At 50.3% G+C, this 23,211-nt stretch carries 16 protein-coding genes; 7 read left to right on the top strand and 9 right to left on the bottom strand.

Translation table 11 applies throughout. The features are described from left to right. Nucleotides 1–42: 42 nt before the first annotated feature. The 4 genes from KB213_RS10070 to KB213_RS10055 form a co-directional block, all read right to left on the bottom strand. Nucleotides 43–795, bottom strand: coding sequence for a DUF421 domain-containing protein (locus tag KB213_RS10070; RefSeq protein WP_346266706.1), 753 nt, complete (start codon nucleotides 793–795; stop codon nucleotides 43–45). Nucleotides 796–867: 72 nt separating this feature from the next. After that, nucleotides 868–1,755 (bottom strand): fructose bisphosphate aldolase, encoded by an 888-nt coding sequence (locus KB213_RS10065; protein ID WP_249110482.1) that lies wholly within the window; start codon nucleotides 1,753–1,755, stop codon nucleotides 868–870. 342 nt (nucleotides 1,756–2,097) lie between these two features. Further along, entirely contained in the window at nucleotides 2,098–3,507 is a 1,410-nt protein-coding gene (locus KB213_RS10060; RefSeq protein WP_211682759.1) for a sulfatase family protein, read from the bottom strand. A 2-nt stretch (nucleotides 3,508–3,509) separates the two neighbouring features. After that, complete coding sequence (locus KB213_RS10055) at nucleotides 3,510–4,523, bottom strand: ABC transporter substrate-binding protein (protein WP_211682757.1); 1,014 nt, start codon at nucleotides 4,521–4,523, stop codon at nucleotides 3,510–3,512. A 112-nt stretch (nucleotides 4,524–4,635) separates the two neighbouring features. Here KB213_RS10055 and KB213_RS10050 point away from each other — a divergent pair, with 112 nt between their 5' ends. The 5 genes from KB213_RS10050 to KB213_RS10030 all read left to right on the top strand — a co-directional run bounded on the left by KB213_RS10050 (nucleotide 4,636) and on the right by KB213_RS10030 (nucleotide 10,759). Further along, complete coding sequence (locus KB213_RS10050; RefSeq protein ID WP_211682755.1) at nucleotides 4,636–5,451, top strand: ABC transporter ATP-binding protein; 816 nt, start codon at nucleotides 4,636–4,638, stop codon at nucleotides 5,449–5,451. Then, the gene (locus tag KB213_RS10045; protein WP_211682753.1) at nucleotides 5,448–6,278 is read left to right on the top strand and encodes an ABC transporter permease; all 831 of its coding nucleotides are present in this window, start codon (nucleotides 5,448–5,450) and stop codon (nucleotides 6,276–6,278) included. The genes KB213_RS10050 and KB213_RS10045 overlap by 4 nt, the downstream gene beginning before the upstream one ends. Nucleotides 6,279–6,328: 50 nt before the next feature. Next, a complete protein-coding gene (locus KB213_RS10040) occupies nucleotides 6,329–7,234 on the top strand; it encodes a TauD/TfdA dioxygenase family protein (RefSeq protein ID WP_211682751.1) in 906 nt (301 codons plus the stop codon). 152 nt (nucleotides 7,235–7,386) lie between these two features. Continuing rightward, nucleotides 7,387–9,792 carry a TonB-dependent receptor gene (locus KB213_RS10035; protein WP_249110479.1) on the top strand — a complete coding sequence of 802 codons (2,406 nt, stop codon included), beginning with the start codon at nucleotides 7,387–7,389 and terminating at the stop codon, nucleotides 9,790–9,792. A 337-nt stretch (nucleotides 9,793–10,129) separates the two neighbouring features. After that, nucleotides 10,130–10,759: a CPBP family glutamic-type intramembrane protease gene (locus tag KB213_RS10030; protein ID WP_211682747.1), complete on the top strand. Its 630-nt coding sequence runs from the start codon at nucleotides 10,130–10,132 to the stop codon at nucleotides 10,757–10,759. Nucleotides 10,760–10,770: 11 nt separating this feature from the next. Here the strand turns inward: KB213_RS10030 and KB213_RS10025 are convergent, their stop codons facing one another. From KB213_RS10025 to KB213_RS10015, 3 genes are read right to left on the bottom strand one after another with little or no spacing between them, the layout of a single operon-like run. After that, nucleotides 10,771–11,949, bottom strand: coding sequence for a serine hydrolase domain-containing protein (locus KB213_RS10025; RefSeq protein ID WP_211682745.1), 1,179 nt, complete (start codon nucleotides 11,947–11,949; stop codon nucleotides 10,771–10,773). A gap of 5 nt (nucleotides 11,950–11,954) precedes the next feature. Further along, nucleotides 11,955–14,072 (bottom strand): beta-N-acetylhexosaminidase, encoded by a 2,118-nt coding sequence (locus tag KB213_RS10020; protein WP_249110478.1) that lies wholly within the window; start codon nucleotides 14,070–14,072, stop codon nucleotides 11,955–11,957. Nucleotides 14,073–14,125: 53 nt separating this feature from the next. Beyond that, entirely contained in the window at nucleotides 14,126–14,578 is a 453-nt protein-coding gene (locus KB213_RS10015; RefSeq protein ID WP_211682742.1) for an Lrp/AsnC ligand binding domain-containing protein, read from the bottom strand. A 146-nt stretch (nucleotides 14,579–14,724) separates the two neighbouring features. Between KB213_RS10015 and putA the strand changes: the two genes are divergently transcribed. Next, complete coding sequence (gene putA, locus KB213_RS10010) at nucleotides 14,725–18,273, top strand: bifunctional proline dehydrogenase/L-glutamate gamma-semialdehyde dehydrogenase PutA (protein WP_211682740.1); 3,549 nt, start codon at nucleotides 14,725–14,727, stop codon at nucleotides 18,271–18,273. 46 nt (nucleotides 18,274–18,319) lie between these two features. Here the strand turns inward: putA and KB213_RS10005 are convergent, their stop codons facing one another. Next, nucleotides 18,320–20,335 carry a phosphocholine-specific phospholipase C gene (locus KB213_RS10005; RefSeq protein ID WP_211682738.1) on the bottom strand — a complete coding sequence of 672 codons (2,016 nt, stop codon included), beginning with the start codon at nucleotides 20,333–20,335 and terminating at the stop codon, nucleotides 18,320–18,322. A gap of 288 nt (nucleotides 20,336–20,623) precedes the next feature. Here KB213_RS10005 and KB213_RS10000 point away from each other — a divergent pair, with 288 nt between their 5' ends. Next, nucleotides 20,624–21,976 (top strand): inorganic phosphate transporter, encoded by a 1,353-nt coding sequence (locus tag KB213_RS10000; RefSeq protein ID WP_211682736.1) that lies wholly within the window; start codon nucleotides 20,624–20,626, stop codon nucleotides 21,974–21,976. 48 nt (nucleotides 21,977–22,024) lie between these two features. Here KB213_RS10000 and KB213_RS09995 read toward each other — a convergent pair whose 3' ends face one another. Continuing rightward, a complete protein-coding gene (locus tag KB213_RS09995; protein WP_211682733.1) occupies nucleotides 22,025–23,041 on the bottom strand; it encodes a glycosyltransferase 61 family protein in 1,017 nt (338 codons plus the stop codon). Nucleotides 23,042–23,211: the final 170 nt, after the last annotated feature.

Below are 23,211 nucleotides of genomic sequence, written 5' to 3'. Positions count from 1 at the left end.
AGTGCTGCTTTCTAAAACAGAAAGCAGCACACTTCCTTTTCTTTAAGACGTGCGTCCTACTGCCCAAGACCGAGCTGCGATTTGTTCAACCCGGCTCAGTGGCAGTGGATTTTGAGCATTTACAGATCGAGCTGGCCGCAATGGCCCCCTGATAATCTGACCATCAGCCCGAATGATGACCATGCGCTCATAACACCATTCGGCCAAGAAAATCTGCTCCAGATCACCTTCACCCGCGAGCGCAAGTTCATGCCGAACCCACTCCTCTTCGAACTCACCCGCTTCCAACTCAGCCTTTAGCAGCTTACCCCGGAAAACAACAAAACGCGTGGGGTGCGTTTTATCGCCTTGAATGACGCTAATATTACCCGTCGGTTCAATCTGAGCAAACTGAATACGGTCAAACCCAAAAATACCCTGCATGCGCAAATTCGATGCTAGATCATGAATATCTAGTCGACTTTTATGATCTTCAAAAGACTGAACAACAAAGCGACCATTCTCGATAATGGGAATAGGACGACCAATACTCGCCTTTCGCAACAAAGACCACTTCCGCGTTAAGTAGTTCAACGAAGCCATAACCATAATACATAAAAACAATAAGAATACGTATTTCCAAAAATCTATTTTATCATTATATAAAATACCACCAACAACACCACCCATAATAAAATTTCCAAATAAATCTATAGGCGTCATCTGAGAAACCTGCGATCTACCTGTAATATTCAAATACCCTATGACCATTATAAGTCCAACAAGGACTTTAATGACTACCCATACGAAAAACATCATCGTTATAGCCCTGCCAACTTGTTACCATCGCAATTAAGTTAAACAACGCACATGTGATCAGAAAATTCCTTAATGCAGAATTTTCTTTACAGAAGCCTCATAAATCAAATCGGATACCTTCTGCAAAACAGCATTAAACGCTTCATCATCTTGCGAAATACGCAAACGGTCCAATAACGCACGAGAAAAACTCGCTACCATACCCTCATTCTGCGCCAAACGCTTACAGGCATCTTCCAATGAATACCCTCCAGACAATGCCACAACACGCAATACACGTTGATCACTATTTAATTTTTCATAATGATTAGGAACTTCTGGCAAAGTAATCTTTAATAAAATTCTACTACTTTCAGGTAATTTTTTTATATTTTCCATCAAGACATCACGTAGTATCTGTTCCGCTGCTGCTTTTTCATGGCTCTGAACCGCGACCTCTGGCTCTAAAATAGGCGTCAAACCAGCAGCAAGCACACGCTCCGCATAAAACATTTGCTGTTCCACAACAGCAGCAATACCGACTTTATCCGCCGAGTGGATGACAGAACGCGCCTTTGTACCATACACTCCCAAAGCAGATGCCCGCTCCAATAATGTCTCAAGATTGGTCAGTGGGCGCATCATTTGAACCCCCTGCGCCTCCGCTAGCAAGCCCTGATCAATTTTTACAAAAGGAACAATCCGACGTTTCTGCCACAGAAATTCCGGAACAGAAATACCATCCACCAACGCATCCATCGTACGATCAAACAAGATAGCACCAAGAACTTGCTTTCCTGAAAATGCAGGAGCTTTCATAATACGACAACGCATCGCATGCATCGCCGCAAACATTTCTTCTTCAGTGCTATAAGCACTCGGCGATACACCATACATTGCCAGTGCTGAAGGGGTAGAACCACCACTTTGGTCCAGAGCAGCAAGATAACCTAGATCACGCTGAATCCGACGTGCCATCTCTTGTCTATCATTTTGCATCTGCACGCACTGGCCCCCTCTTCACACCGCTCTTCTCATTCTTGGCGCATGATATGCACCGATCTTGCCATCCTCCCAAGACATACGACGCATAGAATTATGAACTGTGTCTTGAACCCCACACCACCGAATAGCACGCATTTCCATTCCTGATGGCAACTGCACTTCAAATCTAAAAAACAATTCAAAACAAACGATTAAAACGCACAAAATGAAAATCTATATTCAAATCAAAATACAATAATATATTTTTCTCAACGAACATCTAAACGCCCATGCACAACACTGCACATGGGCTCATTTTCAACTTACCGCACTGTATTACAAATCGTCTGATGGAACCCCATAATGATCTGCAAAATGTGCACCATCTGCTCCCCAAGAATAACTTTTTTCCGGAAAGGGTAACATCTGCGCATTCCATTCCGCCCAACTCTTGCGCAGTCGCGCAAATACATCAGGCAAGCGCGCTTTCAGATTCGCGCGCTCCCGCGGATCTGCCACCACATCAAACAAAAACTCATTCTCACCTATTTTAAGATATTTATACTGCCCCTCCATATGAGCATGCTGATCATTCTTTTTGTAACGCCACGAAAAAATACGATCTTCCCGTTGCGCCGGGTCACGCAAGAAATTTCCCACATCACGTCCATCAGGTGCAAAATTTTTATCCGGAACAATGCCGGCCGCAGCTAAGAAGGTCGGTAACCAATCCATCGTAATGACTGCTTGCTCACTCTCACTCCCGGCCTGAATAACACCCGGCCAACGAACCACTGCTGGCACCCTCAATCCGCCTTCCAGCAATTCCCCTTTCATTCCAGTAAACGGCCAAATATCTGAGAAACGTTCGCCGCCATTATCGCTCGTGAACACAATAATCGTGTTATCGCTCAGCTTCAAACGATCCAACGTCTCCAGAACACGTCCAACCTCATCGTCCATAGCCTTAACCATGCGCCCATAAGTCGCTTGCGTCCCACCATCAAAATCACCGATTTTTCCATGGATACGTTGAGACTCAGCCTCATCATGAGGCCCTTCCCACGGCCAATGAGGAGCATTGAAATGCAAACTCAAGAAAAATGGTTTTTGATGTGATGAAAACTCTTCTAGCAAGCGTGTCGCACGATCACCAAGAAGCGTTGTTAAATAACCATGATCATACGTTAACTTTGCATCATCATAAAACTGATCATGTCCCGGCTGCGCCTGATGCGTAAAGTAATCTGCTGCACCGCCTGATATACCATAAAAATGTTCATACCCACTTTTCAAAGGCCCAAAGCTTGGTGGAGCCCCCAAATGCCACTTTCCAACGAGAGCCGTCTGATAGCCATGCTGGCGCAATTGTTCTGGCAAGGTCGGCAAACCCGGCGGCAACCCCAAATCCTTACGCGTCGAAAAGGCAATTGGCTCTTCAAGACCACATGCCAACCGATCTTGATAACGCCCTGTAATCAATGCTGTGCGAGTTGCTGAGCATACAGCAGAGTTCGCGTATGCTCGCTTTAATTTTATACCACCTGCGGCAATGCGATCAATCGCCGGTGTCGTAAAGCCCGGATTCCCAAAGCACGAGACATCAGCATAGCCAAGGTCATCTGCAAGGATGAAAACAATATTAGGTCGCTTCGTAATCGACGCATGAATAGACGGCGCGAAAGCACCAATACTAAGGCTTGTCGCCCCCACAAGGAACTGACGTCGTTTCGTAAATTGAGGCATTCTCATGCACCTTCGGCGTAAGGATTAAAAGCATTTGTAAACAATGTCTTGGCGTTCAGAGAGGCTGTGCGTGTATCCCCCCTCCATCCATACCAAGACTGAAACCGCGAAAAGTCCTGCTCCGTCATATACCCCCCGGGCGTAATAACGCTGGCATTCTGCCAAAACTGAGTTGGTAAAATGCTTTCACCACGTTTTCGGGATTGGATAATACGAGTCATTAATGCCGTTACTTCCGCACGCGGCGTCACTTGCATCCAACGAATTGCACGCGCACTAGCCTGCACAAAATGAGCTGCATCATCAGGATGCTCGCGTATATAGCTCTCCCTCAAGATCACGCTGTCCATATTGGACGAACCATACAGAGCAATATCCGTGCTCAATTCACGCAATCCACCACGCGCTAAAGCCGTATCGCGAAAAAAAGTCGAGAGCACGGCAGCATCAACCCGCTTATGCCTCAGCGCAGCTTCGACCAGCGGCGGCGGCACAGATACAAGAGTGACTTGCTCAATCTCACGTGCCGTTAATCCAGCAGCAACAAGGTATTGATCCACAAAACACTCTTGCTGAGCACGCAGAGTATTAATTGCAACAGAACGGCCAATCAAATCACGCGGATTTCGAATGGAAGAAGCCTCCGGCACAATAATACCCGAGCACTCATGAGGAGCGGTACCACCATAAGCATAAACTGCCTTCACCGGTGCTCCAGCCCCAATCATCTTCATAATGGGACCATTAAACGCACTAGCGAACTCCGTATCACCCGTAGTTGCCGCTTGTAAATCAACAGGGCCACTTGCTGTATTGCCAACCCATTGCAAGCGTAGCGCACCAAGATAGCCAAGTGCCTCAGCCAATTCAGCCGCCAAAACCGTCCCCGCCCAGCCCTGATAACGCAAAACACGTTCTTTCGCAGGGTCAGCCCCCCGCGCCCAAGCTTTTCGCAATACAAAAGGGGCTACGAGCAAACACGATAATTCACGCCTTTTTATAGTTAATTTATTCATTTAACAAATTTATCTCCTTAATTAATACAATTCACCTTGACTCATATCATTATGAGATATCAACATAACACTTGAGTAATATTTGAAAAACACAAAGAAAGGAAGAGGAATCGTGCCGACAACAAGCCCCGCCCCCCCAAAGCTCCGCTTTGACGCGATCACGAAATCTTTTCCTCCTAGTGCCAAAGAAACGTGCTCCACGATCGTCTTAGAGAACCTAAACCTCTCTCTTGAGGCCGGTGAGTTTCTCGTTATCGTTGGCCCTAGCGGCAGCGGAAAATCCACACTTCTTGACCTCGCTGCTGGACTTTCTGCACCAACACACGGTGAGGTTTTACTAGACGGCAGTTCCGTTTCTGGTCCCGGACCAGAGCGCTCGGTTGTCTTTCAAAATTACGCTCTTTTTCCGTGGAAATCAGCACGAGACAACATCATCTTGGCATTGGATGCTGCCGGAATTGATCGACGCCAACATACGATCAGAGCGGACCAAGCTTTAAGCCTTGTCGGCCTACAGCAAAGCGCTGATCGATACCCACATCAACTCTCGGGCGGTATGAAACAGCGCATCGCTATTGCACGCGCCCTATCTGTAGAACCCAAAGTCTTACTGATGGATGAGCCATTTGGTGCACTAGATGCTCAAAGCCGTGAAACACTACAAATAGAACTCCGTAGTTTATGGCAGCGCACCGGCATGACCATCATGTTTATTACGCATGATATTGATGAAGCACTCGTACTCGGACAACGTATCGCCATTCTTGGCGCTTCTCCCGGCCGCGTGATAGATATACTAGATCTTCCCTTTACTGCCGATAGTGACATCGACACTATTCGCTCATCTGCGGATTACGCCGCATTACGCCAATACATTAGAACCAGCCTAACTCCACGCTACGCCCTCCATAACGGGGGCCTCTCATGAATACCACCACCTATAATAGCGTATCTGAAGCCCCCACATTGCTGCATCCCAATAAACGCTTTGGCATGGAGTTTACTTTTTCTCGCAAAACATTACGCGGCGCATTCGGCATTTCAATTCTGCTCATACTCTGGCAGGTTTTACCGACCCTTGGTGTACTAGACCCGCTCTTTGTACCACCATTATCTCATGTGCTGACAGCACTCACGCAAATGACGGAGAACGGGCAGCTTTGGCAACACACTGCGTCTAGTCTCTCACGTGTATTGCCGGGTCTAGTCTTCGCTCTACTTGTCGGTATCCCCGCAGGACTATTCGTTGGCACATCACAAATACTACGCGAAACAATCGGCCCTGCCTTAGAAATTTTGCGGAACACCTCTGCTCTGGCCTTATTACCCGTCTTTACCCTGCTTTTAGGTATCGGTCAGTCCTCTAAAATTGCCATGGTGTTTTACGCAGCTATTTGGCCCATTTTCCTCGGTACCATTAACGGCGTGCAAGGCGTTGACCCACTATGGATCAAAGCCGGACGCGCAATGGGGTTAACCCGCCGAAGCCTGTTCACACGCGTCATTCTTCCTGCATCGTTACCCAGCATTTTCACCGGCATTCGCCTCGCTTCAGCTGCAGCACTACTCGTTTTAGTCGCGGCTGAAATGGTCGGAGCCCGCGCAGGACTTGGGTACCTCGTAAATGCCGCACAACTCGATTTCGATATTCCGCAAATGTACGCGGCCATCTTCGTGCTGTCTGTCATTGGCGGCAGCGTGAACTTCCTTCTACAGCGCGTGGAAACCCACCTCACACGCTGGAAGTCGGCGTAAAAACGCCGATATCGCCCTTCATCTCTACTCTTTTCAAGGAATTTGACCTCATGTCTGAAACACTTGAACCAAATACCGCACATGTTGCTTCGCCCTTGAACATACGTCGTGTTGCAGGGTCTCTCGGGGCAGAAATCCAAGGCATTCGTCTTGCAGCCGACCTAGACGATGAAACATTCACGTCTATCACACAGGCATTAAGCCGTCATAAAGTCCTATTCTTTCGAAACCAAAACCATTTAAGTGATGCTGAACAAGAACGCTTCGCTCAACGTTTTGGCACAATTGTCCCACACCCCACGGTACCATCTGCTGAAGGCACGCAGGCTGTCTTCTCAGTCGATAGTAAAAAAGGGGCACGGGCCGATAGCTGGCATACCGATATGACCTTCCTGCCGAACTATCCCAAGCTCTCTGTTTTACGAGCGGTCGTAACCCCAGAAGCGGGCGGGGATACCGTCTGGGCCAACACCACCGCAGCTTATGAAAGCCTACCCGAACCCTTACAGCACCTCGCGGAAACACTCAGAGCTGTGCATACCAACAGCTATGATTACGCGGCACACCGGGCAACCATCAGCGCCAAGGCCTTAGAATATCACGGCGTTTTCACACGTGAAAACTATGAAACCGAACACCCCGTCGTCCGCATCCACCCAGAAACAGGTGAGCGCACTCTCTTGCTCGGTCATTTTGTAAAGAAATTTCAAGGAATTAGCCTACGTGACAGTCGGCGCATTCTAGAAATTCTACAAGATCACATTGTTTCTCAGGACAATATCGTACGTTGGAGCTGGCAGCCTGGGGATGTCGCCATCTGGGATAACCGCGCAACACAACACCGCGCTATTAATGACTACGGCAATGAACCGCGTTTATTACGCCGCAGCACGGTCGAGGGGGAAACTCCAATAGGACCAGACGGCCGTGAAAGCCTAGCGCTCACCAGCCACTAAACCTTTTTTCCCTGCAACCTCCTCATACGGTTGCAGGTCAAATCATCCAACATAGAGATGTTTCAATGACCTGTCGTATCTGACGCAGATTGCGCCCCCGCCGATATTTAACCCTCCTTACAGATAGCGACATCCTCATCATGAACAAAAAAATGCTGTACGCGGCCACCACACTGGCCTCCTTTCACTATGCCCTCGCCGCTCAGCCCAAAAGCATCGATGCATCGCAACATGCAGAAAATATCAGCGTAACAGCCAGTTCCAACCAACGAGCCGCACATACGATCGACCATAAAACGCGCGAACTACAGCATATCTCACAAGCCGCCACGCGCGTTGATGCTCGCCAGCTTAAAGCCGAACATATTACCAACCTGACGCAGGCGACACGCCTGCTACCAACCGTGCAATTCAACATCGCAAACCCGCGCGTTTCAGCCATTAACATTCGTGGATTAGGAGCCGCAGGCACCGGCGCAACAGACGGAATTGAAGGCGGCGTTGCCGTTTATGTGGATGGCGTTTACCGCCCCCGCCCCGCAACCGCCATGTCTGACTTACCAGGGTTAAACGGTATTACCGTATTACGCGGCCCCTCTGGCACAGCAGGTGGCATGGTCACAACGGCTGGTGCGATTGAACTCACCACCACCGCACCAGACTTATATACGCGGCATATCACCGCAGAAGCCGGGGCCGGAAATTATAATTACAACCGTTGGTCCGTTGGCATCTCCACACCGCTCATCAAAAATACATTAGCCGTTCGTATCGATACACTCGGCTATGCTTATAGCGGCTGGGTCCATAATCTATCGGGCGGCGGCGATATTAACGGCGTGACAAACCGTTCAGTAAGAACACAAATACTCTATCAACCCACAGATGAAATTGATGTGCGTCTCATTGGTGATTACAGCCACCTCCGTGAAAATTGCTGCTCTGGAAGCCTCTATAAAATAGTAACGCGCAAAACAGATGGAACGATTATTGGTGGCAACCTTTTACAAAGAGCGGCTTGGTCTCACTACACGCCAGTCGCCCCGTCAGACACGCCCTATACCATTGACCGTGACTCTCTCAGCCAAGCCAACCAAGAAGACATGGGCCTCTCCGCACAGGCCAACTGGCACCATGCAGGCTTCACCCTTTCCTCCATTACCGCTTACCGCGCTTGGAATTGGTGGCCTTTGAATGATGGTGACCTTAACGGCATTAACGCACAAACCAATACCAACCTTAAAGTCAATCAACGCCAATTCAGCCAAGAATTTCGCTTTGCAAACCACTGGGGAACACTGCTTGATTATCGCCTAGGCGCTTTCTATTTGTGGCAAGAGAATGATGTTGCTGGTGATCAGGCTTACGGCTCCGATGCAGGCACATGGTTTGGCTATGGCACTTCCGCCACCCCAGTCTCCGGCGTGACCGCTACACAAGCAAGCAATGCATTAAATGGTTACAACGTACGCAGCTACGCTCAACCAACGACAAATTACTATGCCCTCTATTCAGACGGCACATGGCATCTCTCAAAAAAATTCGATATCGTAACAGGAGCACGCTATAATTATGGCGTAAAAACAGGTAGCTTTTCCCAGTGGCAAGAAGCACCATCTTCTTACTCATCAGCAGTAACTTCCCTCGCCTCAGCCCAAAAAATTTGGAATGTCTACGGAGCCAACAACCATTTTGCCGGGCATTTAGATAATGGCTTTGTTACAGGACAAGTCGCTCTACAATATCACCCAACACAAGATCTAATGCTCTATGGCCGTTATGCACATGGCGGAAAATCAGGTGGACTAAACCTCACCCCACTCTCCGCACAACAAATTGCCAGCGGTGCAGTCTCACCCAATGTTGGGAAAGAAACTGATGATTCCTTTGAGGTCGGCGCAAAATTAACCACTCTTCAAGGGCGCTTATTATTCGCTGGCGCACTATACCAAACGAATGACCACAATTATCAAGTCACCGCCGTACGTGAATTTCAGGGCGCGTTGTTATCATATCTCAGCAGCGCCCCTAAAGTACGCGTACGCGGTGCAGAAGCAGACATACACTACAGCCCCCTCCCCAACCTCATCACGACTCTCTCCGCCTCTTATAATGACGCGCAGTTCTTAGAATACAGCACCATTGCTCCAACAGAAATCGCTTCAACAGGGGTATATAGTCTGGCGCATACACAAATCCCCTTCGTGCCGCGTTGGGCCCTCTCTGCATCTGCACAATATTATCACAGCATCGGCAAAATTGGCCGTAGCCAAACCGATGCTTACTTTGGCGGAAGCTATAATTACAACACGCGCGAAAACACATCAGCGAACAACTCAGTTTACGGCTGGGTACCCGGTTACGGCACGCTAAACGTGAATTTTGGCCTGCGTGACCACCAAGGGCGCTGGGATATTAGTGGCTTTATTAATAATGCAACCGATGAACGCCGCATAAGCCAAGTCGTACAAGGCAGTGGCGTAAGCGGTAACGGTGCATGGTATGCCTACGTCACCCAACCACGCAATTTTGGCTTTATTGCAAGAGTGAATTACTAACCACCACCAGACGCATTCAGCACACCAGCGAGCCATTTTATCACTTCATTGAGAAAATGGCTCAAACATTCTCCGCACTGCTTATCCCCAAGGAAATCACCTCTACCGTCATTCCAGAAACATCATCCAACATGATAGCTACAGACAAAGACGCTACTTTTCTCATGATTTCATAGAGTGGGCACACAGACAATCATGCGCCTCTCTTCGAAACATCACACCAGATAATGCCATACACAAAATTATGAGCCGCATTGTGCACATTCAGCGCAAACTGCACCTCGTGCCCTACGTTGCCACCTTATATCTACGCATTATTTCAAGGGTTCCACCGACTATGACACCACCTAGACATTATCGCCTCATGGTTGAATGTGTATTGCTCTTCATCGGCGGCCCCATTGCACTCTTAATGCTCCGAAACCCGCAAATCCTCTTTGGCACCCTCTGGGTTTCAGCTGGCCTCGCATGGTGGTGTACCCGCCACCATGCCCCTGCTCCTGTTCGCCCCCTCACACCACACTTCAAACGTCTCTTACTGCGCTTTGCAGTACTCGCCCCATGCCTATTGCTGCTAACGCGCTTTATATTCCCACATGATTTTTTATCACTACCGCGCACAAACCCTAAATTATGGATCCTCGTATTACTACTTTACCCACTTTTATCAGTATGGCCCCAAGAGGTACTGTACAGACACTTCCTATTCACCCGCTATGCAACCTCCTTCAACAAAACAACCACTCTCATTTTCATGAGCGCCATCACTTTTGGGTTTGCTCATATTTTATTTCTCAACCCCATCGCAATCGCTCTGTGCCTCATTGGCGGATTTCTCTTCGCCCAAGACTATGCACAGCACCGTTCATTGCGGCTGGCATGCCTTGAACACTCACTCTATGGCTGCCTGCTCTTCACAGCAGGGCTCGGACGTTTTTTCTATACCGGAACAGCATGGCACCACTAAAAAATGCTCTGTTACCGCACAATGCCCAGCGCTCGCGCAGATAACGTCGCCACATCATGACGTAACGCCACCACACTATGCCCCCCATACGGATGCACGCGATTGGTCAACAACACCACATAACTTTCACTGACCGGATCAATCCATAACGACGTCCCCGTAAAACCCGTATGTCCGAAAGACTGCGCCGAAAAAACATCACCACGCGGCGTCGAGAATGAGGTCTGAATATCCCACCCAAAACCTCTTTTATCCGCTTTTCCCGCTGGCTGCTCAGGCACAACCATAGACGCCAAAGTCTCTTGCTTCAGGGGGAACGGACTTTCACGCCCTTTCAAACGATCTAAAAGCGCCCGCGCATACCCGCATACATCATCTGCCGTTGAAAAAAGCCCCGCATGACCGGCAACACCACCCATCCGTCGTGAGGTAGGGTCATGCACAACACCTTGTAACAAATGCCCCGTTTCATCAAATTGCGTCGGAGCAATCTCCGCACGCTCACCCTCGGCAGGTAAAAAGCCAGAATGAGACAAGCCCATAGGCCCTAAAATCTCTTTCTGCGCATAGAGATTGAGCGCCAAACTGCTGACTTTTTCGACAATCAGTCCCAATACAATATAATTTATATCACTATATAAAAAACGGCTCCCCGGCGGCGCGACCAGAGGACTTGTCATCGCCAAATGCACTGCCTCTTCCTTCCCACTCCACGGTGCTTGCAAAGGCAGATCAGGCGGCAGCCCCGAATAATGCGTCAGCAACAGCCGCAAGGTAATCGCCTCTTTCCCCATCACGCCAAATTCTGGGAAATAATGCGTCACTGGGTCATCAACATGCAGCAACCCACGCTCAACACATAGCATCACAGCTAAAGCCGTCACCAAAGGCTTCGTGAGCGATGCCATATCAAACACCGTCTGCCACAACATTGGCTGAACACTCGGCACCACAGAACGATGCCCGTACACATAACGGTGCACCACCTGCCCCGCATGCCCCACAGCTAGCACAGCTCCGGGACACTGCCCCTCAATTACAGCCTGCCTGACACGCGCATCTACAGCAGAAAATGTCTCCTGCCGCGTAGTCGCACACCCAACAACAGGCATAATGCCCATACCGGCACATAATGCACCACCGCGTAGCAAAAGCTTACGCCGCCCTAATGCAGCTTGTTTCTTCAACATCTCACTCACCTTTTCTGCACTAAAGCCCGTACACCCGGCACAATCCCGACCAGAACACCGCCCGGCGCTTGGGGGCGCCGTACCGCTAACAACATATTGGACGCATTATGCCGCCACATCTCTTGGCGCTCTAAAGCGGAGTTTTCCTCATCCGTCAGAGCGTGCCCCTTCAAACAAGCCAATCCCGCCTGCGCCACAAATGCCAAATCATGCGTAATGTCTTTAAGAACCGACAATCTTGGCGAACTTTGCACTACAGACTGTGCTGCATCCGCACTTTGCGCCCAGCGGGTTAAAAGCTCCTTCAATTCCCGCCCACCAGTATGATCACCTTGCGCATAGCGTACTGCCAAAGCATTAAACCTGATGACATCCGTAGAATCAGGGTCCACCACACCCGCCGGACCATGCTCCACATCCACAACGCCACGGTCATGCAGCCTATTCAAAACATAATTAGGTGCTGGGATAAGAGCGCTTAACACATTATCAAGCACAACTTCGTCCTGCCCCCCCGTTAAGGCATGCCGCAGTAAGGCCATGTGCTCTTGCGCCTTCAAACCGGCGGCTTCCAACTCATTTTGAACCCCAACCAAACGGCGTTCCATGTCAGCAACATCTCGTATCTGCTCAGACGACCAGAAACGTTCCGCCACCGCAGCACTGCGCGGCCATAAACGAGCATCCAGCATCTGATCAGAAACAAGTTCCGTCCATAAAGCCGTTTCTGCCCCCAAAACATGCTTCTGTTCATCTTCACTCAACGGCGCCTCATTAGGGTCTTGTCGGAACGCCTCAACAAAAGCACTCGGCTTAGGCTTGGCTTCGGCAATTTGCGCCGGTGTCAAACCATCTATCGTCACATCATACGGATCCACCGCGTAATGCTCCGCCGCAGGACGCAAGAGATCTAAATAATACCCCGACGACACCAAAACATTATGCCCGCTACGCACCGCACGCGCTGTCCACTTCGAGCCGCGCCACCCCTCAATCACAACATCTTGCGGAACCGGTGCAGTACTCACCTCATCCCAGCCAATCATAATACGTCCTTGACGCCCCAAAATACGTGCAATTTCTGCTGTAAACTGCCCCTGCAAAGCCGCAACATCGGGAATATGGCGCGCCTCCATATAGGCACGGATGTGCGAATTCTCAGCCCATTGCTTCTCGGCCACTTCATCACCACCCGCATGGAAATACAGGTCCGGGAAAAGCGTTTCCATCTCAGCATAAAGCGCACGAATAAAGTTTAATGTCTCCGGATTAGTAGGGTCCATTGCAGGTAAATTGGATTTCTCCCCCACATAAGCTGGTTGCGGCAAAGGTTCCGCCGCCAATTGCGGATATGCTTTCAAAAGAGCATAGGCATGCCCCGGCACATCAATCTCAGGCACCACTCTAATGCCACGATCGGCAGCATAAGAAACAATATCGCGCACCTGCTGCTGGGTATAATACGCACCACCAGCATTAATCTTCGGGAAAAGATGGCTCTGAACGCGGAACCCGGTACCATCACTCAAGTGCCAATGCAGCACATTAAGCTTCACCAATTCCATAGCGTCTAACTGCCGCTTTACACTTTCAGCCGTTATAAAATGGCGTGATACGTCTAAGACCAGACCACGCCAAGCGAAACGTGGTGCATCTGTTATATCTACATGCCGCAACACCGCCGCCCCACCAGGCCTACGCTCCACTAATTGCAGCAAAGTAGCCAGCCCATGTAACGCCCCAGCAGGACCATCAGCGTCTAGTGTTCCACCGTTCTGCTTGATCCGCAGATGATAAGCCTCTCGTTCTTGCAGCGTTAAATATGCTGCATCCTGCCCTATACGAAGATGCACAACGTAAACAGGCCCACCACTTACGCTGGGTACACGTACTAGGCGCCGCTCAAACCGGGCCACTGCTTTCTGAAGTAACGGCGTTGGCGGCGTGTCCCACACAACATGCACCGTACCGATTGCCTCTTCCCCATTTCCCCACATAACATGCTGAGGAACAGGCAAAAGATCTCCAGTACTCTGCGCATACCCCGCACCAAAACTGCAAAAAGCGCCCCCTAAAAGGGCCATAAGAGAACAACTCATCCGCAGTATTGTATGACGGGACATGAGAGAATCGCCTTTATAAAAGTATGCTCTATAATTTTAAGACACAAAAAAAATTATACTGGAAGTTTAGGGTCACTCTTTACTTCTTCCATAACAGCATAAGTATGCGTTTGCCGCACTCCAGGAAGGCGGGTTAATGTCCTACCGAGAAAATTTCTATATCCATTCATGTCTTTTACGCGCGCTTTAATCATATAATCAAAGCCTCCAGCCACCATATAACATTCTGTTATTTGTGGAATACCCCGAACCATCTTAGAGAAGGTATCAAAAATATCTGGCCCACTATGCTCTAACGTAACCTGCACAAAAACAACCAAACCAAGATTAAGAGCTACCGGGTCTAATTGCGCCATATACCCACGAATAACCCCCTTCTTTTCGAGCTTTTTCACACGCTCCAATGTCGCCGCTGGACTCAAATGAACCTGCTTAGAAAGTTCTAAGTTCGTCATACGGCCATCCTTCTGCAAAAAGCTCAGAATTCTGCGATCTGTTTCATCCATGGCCGCTCCTATACCCTAATTAAATTTTTCACTTTGACGGTACAGAAAATTTTATTCGGTCAAAAGCATAAACTTCCAGTGCTCATTTCGCGTTATTCTTTTTACAATCGTAACCATAATCCTTCCTCTTTCAGGACTGTCAAAAGATGGCTCTCATTGCGCATTGTGTTCCCGAACGCTCCCCACTGCGTCAGGCAATCACCAACTATACACGTGCCGATGAAAAACCCCTGATTGAACAACTTAGTCATAGCGCCGCCCCAACAGCAGCAGAAAGTGCCACTGTTAGCCGCGTCGCACGCCAATTAGTGCAGGGCCTACGCACCAATAAAAGCGGTGGAATTGTTCAAGACCTCGTCCAAAAATATGACCTCTCGACCGAGGAAGGCGTGGCCCTCATGTGCCTCGCTGAGGCCCTTCTCCGTATCCCTGACAACGCAACCCGCGATGCACTCATCCGCGATAAAATCGGTAACGGCAACTGGATTAGCCAGATCGATCGGAAGTCCCCTCTCTTCGTCAATGCAGCGACATGGGGTCTCGTCGTCTCCGGAAAAACCTTATCATCCAAAACACTCTCACGCTTGCCTAGCACCCTCGCCAACCTCACAACACGCTGCGGGGCGCCCACTATTCGGCAAGGCGTTAATCAAGCTATTCGCCTCATGGGACGCCAATTTGTCACCGGACAAACCATCAAAGAAGCCCTAAAGAACAGTAACGGCCCGGTATCACGTGGCTATCGCTATTCCTACGATATGCTCGGGGAAGCTGCGATGAACATGGCTGATGCGGACCGGTATTATCGCGATTACGAAACTGCCATTCACGCTATTGGACAGTCTGCACGTGACCTCGGCGTCTATGCTGGCCCCGGTATTTCTGTAAAACTTTCCGCACTCCACCCACGCTACGCACGGCTACAGCGTGAACGCGCCCTCACAGAGTTAGCACCACGCTTGCGCGAACTCGCGAAACTCGCAAGCCAGTACAATATCGGCTTCAACATTGATGCTGAAGAGTCAGAACGCCTAGAACTTTCACTCGACCTGCTAGAAATTCTCTGCGAAGACCCTGCCCTTCGCTCATGGAACGGTCTCGGCTTCGTCGTACAAGCCTATCAAAAACGTGCCCCAGCAGTTTTGGACTTCATTATTGACCTCGCACGACGGCACAAACGCCGCTTTATGATCCGTCTGGTCAAAGGCGCATACTGGGACAGCGAGATCAAACGCGCACAGGTCGACGGTCAAACGGATTTCCCTGTCTTCACAGAAAAAAACCATTCAGACATCTCATACCTCGCTTGCGCACGCACACTGCTCAATGCTCTGGATGCTGTATACCCACAATTCGCCACACATAATGCGCAAAGCCTAGCTGCAATTTACGCCATGGCTGGCAACGAATACACGCCAGATTCTTACGAATTCCAATGCCTGCACGGCATGGGTGAAGCGCTGTATGATCAAGTCATCGGCCCACGTAATCTAGACCGCCCCGTTCGCATCTATGCACCTGTCGGCACTCACGAAACACTCCTCGCTTACCTTGTCCGCCGCTTACTGGAAAACGGTGCAAACTCGTCTTTCGTCAACCGTATTCAAGACCCTTCTCTGTCTTTAGAAGATCTGACTGCTGACCCCGTCTCTTTACTCGGCCAGACACATAGCACTGGCATTCTCCCCCCGCGTGACCTCTTTCAACCTGAGCGCCCAAACTCACGCGGCATTGATTTGAACGATGAGAATACGCTCCGTTCCCTCAGCAATATTCTCGACACTGCTCTCCCCAAAACAGAGGGAGACCTCATCGTCACCAATCCATCCAATCACGCTGACATCTTAAGCTCTGTCACAACCGCTAAGCCCAGCGCAGTAGAGAACGCCGTCACTGCAGCCTGTGCGGCTTTTGAGGAGTGGAGCAACACTCCCGCTGACACACGCGCTACCATCCTCGAACGCGCGGCTGATGCTCTAGAAGAACAAATGCCCCAACTCATGGGCATCGTCATGCGTGAAGCCGGCAAAACACTGGCCAACGCCATTGCTGAAATCCGCGAAGCGGTCGATTTCCTACGTTATTATGGCGCACAAGCACGACGAGAACTTCAAGACACGACACCCCTTGGGGCCATTGTCTGCATCAGCCCATGGAACTTCCCTCTCGCCATTTTCCTTGGGCAAGTATCTGCGGCCCTAGCAGCGGGCAACACCGTGCTCGCTAAACCTGCCGAAGAAACACCCCTGATTGCCCTCGCTGCTGTCACAATTTTGCATGATGCTGGTATCCCTCAAAATGCTCTACAGTTCCTCCCCGGTGGCGGAGAAACAGGAGCGGCTCTCGTTGCGGATACACGCATCTCAGGCGTCGTCTTCACGGGCTCCACTGAGGTCGCACATATTATTCAAAAGCAACTCGCTAACCGCCTCACAGCTACTGGCACGCCGTTGCCACTCATTGCAGAAACTGGCGGCCAAAATGCCATGGTCGTTGACAGCTCAGCACTCACTGAGCAAGTCGTGCGTGATGTTCTCGCATCGGCTTTTGATAGCGCGGGTCAACGCTGTAGCGCCCTGCGTGTTCTCTGCCTTCAAGAAGATAGCGCAGACCACGTCCTGACCATGCTCAAAGGCGCTATGGATGAACTTAAAATCGGCAACCCTGCAGACGTTGACACCGACATCGGGCCTGTCATTTCTGCCGATGCTCAAAAAATCATCCTGAGCCATATTGACGCGATGCGCGCGCAGGGCTTCCCAGTTTATCAAACGCATTTACCCACCGAATGTGCAAACGGCACATTTGTCCCACCAACCCTGATTGAAATTAATAACCTCTCCGCTCTAAAGCGCGAAGTATTCGGCCCAGTGCTACACGTCCTACGCTACCGCTCCAACGAGCGTGCAGCACTGATGGAATGCATCCGCAAAACCGGTTACGCCCTCACATTCGGCCTGCACTCACGCATTGATAGTACCATTGCTGAACTGACGAACTCCTCCAGCGCTGGCAACATCTACGTTAACCGCAATATTGTTGGTGCTATCGTCGGGTCACAACCCTTTGGTGGACACGGTCTCTCCGGCACGGGACCAAAGGCTGGTGGCCCTCTCTACCTCCGCCGCCTCCTGTCCCGCACCGCAGCACTTGATACCCGCTTCCACCACGCTATCCCGGCAACCCTTTCTGAAGCGCGACCATGGCTCGATATCCTGGCCCCAGCATTGGCCGAAGCTTCTCCAGCACATACACCGCTCGGCACCGAAATCGCGCTTCCTGGACCAGTCGGCGAAACCAACATCTATAGCCTGTCTCCTCGCGGAACTGTTTTATGTGCTGGTCCGACTGAGCAAGATTTGCGCGCGCAAATCGAAGCAGCCCTCGCAACAGGCAATACATGCATTCTCCCGGCGACGTTATGGCGCCGCCTTCCACCACCGCCTCAGAGCCTAGCGCAACATATCGTTTCTATGCGGTCTGGTATGACGGTGGACATCGCGCTGTTCAACGGCTCCGTTGAACAGCGGCAACAGCTTGCGAGCCAACTACCTAGCCTCGGGGCAGCCATTATCGGCCTGCACGTCCCCCATGAAGACGGAACCTACCCTCTCGAATGGCTGGTTCTGGAGCGCAGCATTAGCACAGATACCACTGCCGCTGGTGGTAACGCGGCGCTCATGGCGCGCGTCTAAACAGCCTTATTGTGGGGCAGAGTTATTCTGCCCCACAAACCCTAACTTAACGGCGTGCAATCAGTGGATCACTCAAACTTGCGCGGCCGTTTTCAACATGCCCACAAAAACGCAAAACACCACCACGTCCATCATCAATCGCCAGAGCATACCAACCTGAACTACGCGCCACGGATACGCGATGCGTCGTGACACGCCCGCGCTCAACCGCAATACGCTGAGACGGCATAACACCATAAGCATCTTCAATAACCGCTGACGTCATATCCGCAGAGGTGGTTTGAACACTCAACACCACAGCATCATGCTCCTCGCGTAGCGCAACCTGTAATGTAGCCCCATGCGCCCCCGCGCGCTCACGCACAAAACCATTCGGTCCTGCCACATGAAAAGGCTGACCCAATACTAGATCAATATCCACCTCATGCCCCGCACCTACCGTATAAGCACGCGCAGGCCCTTGCCCAGACAAACGGAAAACTGCCCCAACTTGGCCGTGGTTCTGCACACGCACCGCTTCGCGCCCTTCCCACAAAACCACATCAGCCGTCAGGCGATACGGCAACGCACAAGCCACACGCTGCCCGGCCTCCTGCTTGGGCATCATCGGCGTTTCAGGGACTTCAGGATGTGGGAATGTGCATGAGTGCCGCGTTTGCGGCATATAATCATCCGTATTTGGCAAGTTTTTCGCCCACGCACTGTCATGCGCAGAAAAATCCAATGCCGATGTCAAATCACCACAGACAGAACGCCGCCATGGTGTAATATTCCGTGCAGGCACACCAAAACGCTTCTCCAAAAAGCGCAGAACAGACGTATGGTCAAAAAGTTCTGAGTTAACCCGCCCCCCCTTACTCCACGGGGAAATCACCATAGCAGGCACACGCGGCCCAAGCCCTACTGAGACCCCGCGATAACTCTCCCCCGCCATAGAAACTGTTGATATCCCTTCCGCCTTTGTTAACGCTGGAACGGGCGCTGGAACGTGATCATAAAAACCATCATTCTCATCATAATTCAGAATGAATACCGTCTTGGACCACACCTCCGGATGACGACTAAACACATCCATCAAGCGAGAAATCAAATGCTCTCCAAAACCCGGCGGGGCATCAGGATGTTCTGAAAGAGCCTGTGACGGCACAATCCAAGAAACCTGTGGTAACGTTCCCTTAGCCACATCGCGTTCAAAAGCCTCCAATAGGAAACGTCCTTCAGACGTTTCTGCATTTTGCGCATTTGACCCATCAACAATACGGCGCCCCCGCTCATACTGCCAACTACCAGGTTTTACTCCACGGAATGCCACAAAACTCGCGAGTGGATTATCACCAAAATTATCGTACTCTTGATAAACCTGCCAAGACACACCTGCCTTTTGCAAATCTTCCGCATAACTGACCCACTGAAACGGAGAGAAATGCGGGTTCTCTAAACGAATATCCGCCGTTTCATTCCCATCATCGATATTCGTAATCGCCTGCGGACCATCAAAGCCATGCGTCAGACCATTCGTTCCTGAAAATAAGAATAAACGGTTAGGGTTTGTCGGTCCAAAAATAGAACAATGATATGAATCACAAATCGTAAAAGCTTCTGCAAGAGCATAATAGTAAGGGATGTCTTCACGCGTGAAGTGTCCCATAGTCATTTCTGTTTTATGAGGAACCCAACAGTCCCACTCATTCCATGTTGTCTGATTTTGTTTCCAACTATGATCCAAACTCGCAATACACGCACTCGATGTATGAACTGTATTCATACGAAACGGCATAATCGTTTTACCATGCGCAGATTTTTGCGCAAAAACACTATCCCCATCAGGAAGACGCGCGGCATGAGGATCTCCATACCCTCGCACGCCTCGCAAACAGCCAAAATAATGATCAAAAGAACGGTTTTCCTGCATCAGGATCACAACATGCTCAACATCTTGCAGCGTACCTGTCTTACGGTGGGGCGCCACAGCTAAAGCCGCCTGTAAATTAGCCGGTAAAGCTCCTACAGCCGCAATAGAAGCTCCCATCCGTAAGAAATTGCGGCGATTAGAAGACGTCATAAACTTTCCCGTCACATGATGTATGTGGACAATGTTTTCGTCAGATCATCCCAAAGAAGAAAAGATCTTCTTCCTGAAAAAACTATACTAAAAACACGTCCCAATTTTATAATTTTGCCCCTGAATAAAACCCCTATACCGAAAGGTCACATGACTTTTTGAAGACATCACTAAACTTTTTAATGAGATTAAATTTACGTGAATTGTTTTGCCAAACGATAGTCCTATTTCAGGAAACTCTCTAGGGGTCGAAACAAGCACCCTTTCAACATTGAGAGATGGTTCCCTATGCTTCATTTCGTACCGGACTCGCCTTGGTCCATCATTGCACTAGTTTTGTGCTTCGTCCTCGTTTGCGTCTTTGAGTTCGCAAACGGCTTCCACGACACAGCCAATGCCGTTGCCAGTGTCATCTACACTAATTCCCTCAAGCCACGCACAGCTGTTATATGGTCTGGCCTGATGAACCTGCTGGGCGTGCTGTTAGGCGGGATTGCCGTCGCCTACACATTGGTGGAACTACTCCCCGCAGACGTCATGTCTCCCCCCAACGGGGCCCCAGCCATTCCAATGCTCGTCGCGCTTTTCGGAACAGCGCTCATTTGGAACATCACGACCTGGTGGCTCGGTATCCCCAACTCATCCTCACACTGCGTCATCGGCGCCCTCATCGGTATTGCCGTAGGGGATGCGTTTGTTCATGCGCGCGCTTTAGGGCCCAGCGTTGAATGGGGACAAATCTTCAAAGTCCTCAAAACACTTGCCATCTCTCCAGCCGTCGGCTTCATCGGCGCATTCATTCTGTATCTCATCGTACGCTCACTGGTCCGAAAGCCAGAGTTTTACGTTCCCCCAACCCCTGAAGCGAAGCCTAACCCGGTTGTCAAAGCCCTTTTGGTCGCAACCTGCACACTCGTTAGCTTCTCTCATGGCAGCAATGACGGACAAAAGAGCATCGGTCTGATCATGCTCACCATCATCGGTATTATGCCCGCTGCCTTCGCGCTTAATCCAAATGCGCCAATCCATTACGAGCAACTGCATCAAGAGGCTCAAGCCGCACGCCCTCTCATTGCCTCATACGGCAACCACTCTTTCCGCCAAGAACAACTTGCCGCACTTGACCGCCTCAGCACGGTTGAAAATGGCAGCGAAGCACCTGCCCTTATCCGCGGTGACATTTACGAAGCCCTCTCCGGCCTACGTTCTGTTGCAGCCAACCCTGCGGCGGCTCCGACCGAGACTAAGCATGCCAAAGCTCTCGCAGCACAATTCCGCCCAACGGTTGAATATGCACCAATCTGGGTCCGTGTTCTCAGCGCTCTTTGCTTAGGCCTTGGTACGATGATCGGTTATCGCCGTATTGTCCAAACCCTTGGTGAAGGCATCGGCAAAAAACACCTCACCCCCGCTCAAGGTGCTGTCTCCGAAGTGTTCGGCGCTGGTTTGATTATGTCTGCTGGCTATACCGGCCTTGCAGTCTCCACCACGCACATCATCACCTCCGGCGTTGCTGGCACAATGGTTGCATCAGGCTCTGGCATTAACCCCAAAATGCTCTTAAAAATTGCCCTCGCATGGGTCGTCACCCTGCCCGTTACCATCGCACTGGCAGCGTTCCTGTTCTATATTTTCGTCTAAATGCTGCTTCCGTACCCGGCCTATTTCTATAAGCCGGGTACACCCCCTTCATCGGGACAGCGCAAAATCAGCAAGATCATGCGCGAGTTGCTTTGGATTCTTCGCCATCAGCGTCATATTAAACCCAGCACCTGCCCCCATGGCATCAAAGCCTTCTTCCCAAAAAATATAGTCACTTTTGTTATTATTGGCCTTATCGAAGAGCATTTGATTGGCCCACATATCATGGCCATGCGCGATATTAATAATATTCCTGCGTGGAAATAGAGATGAGAGATTCAGAAATGAATTATCAAACCCAATAACAGTCGGGTTTGATGCCCAAAACTCTACCTTTTCCCTAAATGACAGTGTCTCCGGAAAAAGAACTCCTATACCTTTTTCCTCCAAAACATCCGTGATGTCTTTTTCATTGCCAACACGAACATTACCCACGGGCAAATGCTGTTTTGAAATATAAACCACACGCCCCGGAGCCACTTCCGCACCATGAGGGATCCATCGCTTACCAATCATATGCATGAGATCCGTATGCACAGAATGGATCAACGAAAGTTCTTCAAAAGACGGTGCCGGAACGGCAATACGCGAAAAGCGCACCGGTTCCGTAACATGAAAAAAATTATCAGCCTCTAAATTCAGTGCTGAACAAATACCCTGAAAATATGGCGCCGCCTGCAAAGCGCTCCAATTCGTCGTCGTATACACCAACTTTAAACGCCGACGCTCAACAGCGGGCAAAGCCCAAAAACGGGCCAAACTCCGTCGATGAAAGAAAGAGTGATTAGCCTCAATTGGACCGATATACACATAATCGAACCCATCTGGCGCCCAAGCTGCCTCAACCTCACCACTCAACCACAGGGCAGATGTCTCTGCGTGCAAACGCCCGACACCATTATAAGTCATCGCCTCTGGCACGCAGCGCCCAGATGGCTCAAAGAGCCCCCATTCCGTCATAACGCCCGGAGGCACACAGACAGCATCATGCGCCTCACGCAAGGATGGCAGGGTCTCTAGGCATAAGACGCGCCCTACCTGACCGGTACATTTTTTCAGAGCCATCCGCTTTTCCCATTATCCAAAAGACATGCAGCTATTGCAAAACAGCACTTCCGCCACAGGATAACAACGCCCTAACTACGGAACCAAACACAGACCTACAGCGTAATTCTCTCATTGCTGCACCATTTCATCGCACAGAGAAGATGACAGAGAGAACACGCGCTGTTAAA

It is taken from the genome of Neokomagataea anthophila (assembly GCF_018122595.1).
Lineage (GTDB): Bacteria > Pseudomonadota > Alphaproteobacteria > Acetobacterales > Acetobacteraceae > Gluconobacter > Gluconobacter anthophilus.
The sequence above is the reverse complement of the archived record's forward strand: the minus strand, read 5'-3'. Positions and strand labels throughout refer to the sequence as shown.

Bases quoted from the DNA above. Each gene is read 5' to 3' on its own strand.
- KB213_RS10070 (WP_346266706.1), bottom strand. From the start codon at position 795: ATGTTTTTCGTATGGGTAGTCATTAAAGTCCTTGTTGGACTTATAATG.
- KB213_RS10065 (WP_249110482.1), bottom strand. From the start codon at position 1,755: ATGGCACGTCGGATTCAGCGTGATCTAGGTTATCTTGCTGCTCTGGAC.
- KB213_RS10060 (WP_211682759.1), bottom strand. From the start codon at position 3,507: ATGCCTCAATTTACGAAACGACGTCAGTTCCTTGTGGGGGCGACAAGC.
- KB213_RS10055 (WP_211682757.1), bottom strand. From the start codon at position 4,523: ATGAATAAATTAACTATAAAAAGGCGTGAATTATCGTGTTTGCTCGTA.
- KB213_RS10045 (WP_211682753.1), top strand. From the start codon at position 5,448: ATGAATACCACCACCTATAATAGCGTATCTGAAGCCCCCACATTGCTG.
- KB213_RS10040 (WP_211682751.1), top strand. From the start codon at position 6,329: ATGTCTGAAACACTTGAACCAAATACCGCACATGTTGCTTCGCCCTTG.
- KB213_RS10035 (WP_249110479.1), top strand. From the start codon at position 7,387: ATGCTGTACGCGGCCACCACACTGGCCTCCTTTCACTATGCCCTCGCC.
- KB213_RS10030 (WP_211682747.1), top strand. From the start codon at position 10,130: ATGACACCACCTAGACATTATCGCCTCATGGTTGAATGTGTATTGCTC.
- KB213_RS10025 (WP_211682745.1), bottom strand. From the start codon at position 11,949: ATGTTGAAGAAACAAGCTGCATTAGGGCGGCGTAAGCTTTTGCTACGC.
- KB213_RS10020 (WP_249110478.1), bottom strand. From the start codon at position 14,072: ATGTCCCGTCATACAATACTGCGGATGAGTTGTTCTCTTATGGCCCTT.
- KB213_RS10015 (WP_211682742.1), bottom strand. From the start codon at position 14,578: ATGGATGAAACAGATCGCAGAATTCTGAGCTTTTTGCAGAAGGATGGC.
- putA (WP_211682740.1), top strand. From the start codon at position 14,725: ATGGCTCTCATTGCGCATTGTGTTCCCGAACGCTCCCCACTGCGTCAG.
- KB213_RS10005 (WP_211682738.1), bottom strand. From the start codon at position 20,335: ATGACGTCTTCTAATCGCCGCAATTTCTTACGGATGGGAGCTTCTATT.
- KB213_RS10000 (WP_211682736.1), top strand. From the start codon at position 20,624: ATGCTTCATTTCGTACCGGACTCGCCTTGGTCCATCATTGCACTAGTT.
- KB213_RS09995 (WP_211682733.1), bottom strand. From the start codon at position 23,041: ATGGCTCTGAAAAAATGTACCGGTCAGGTAGGGCGCGTCTTATGCCTA.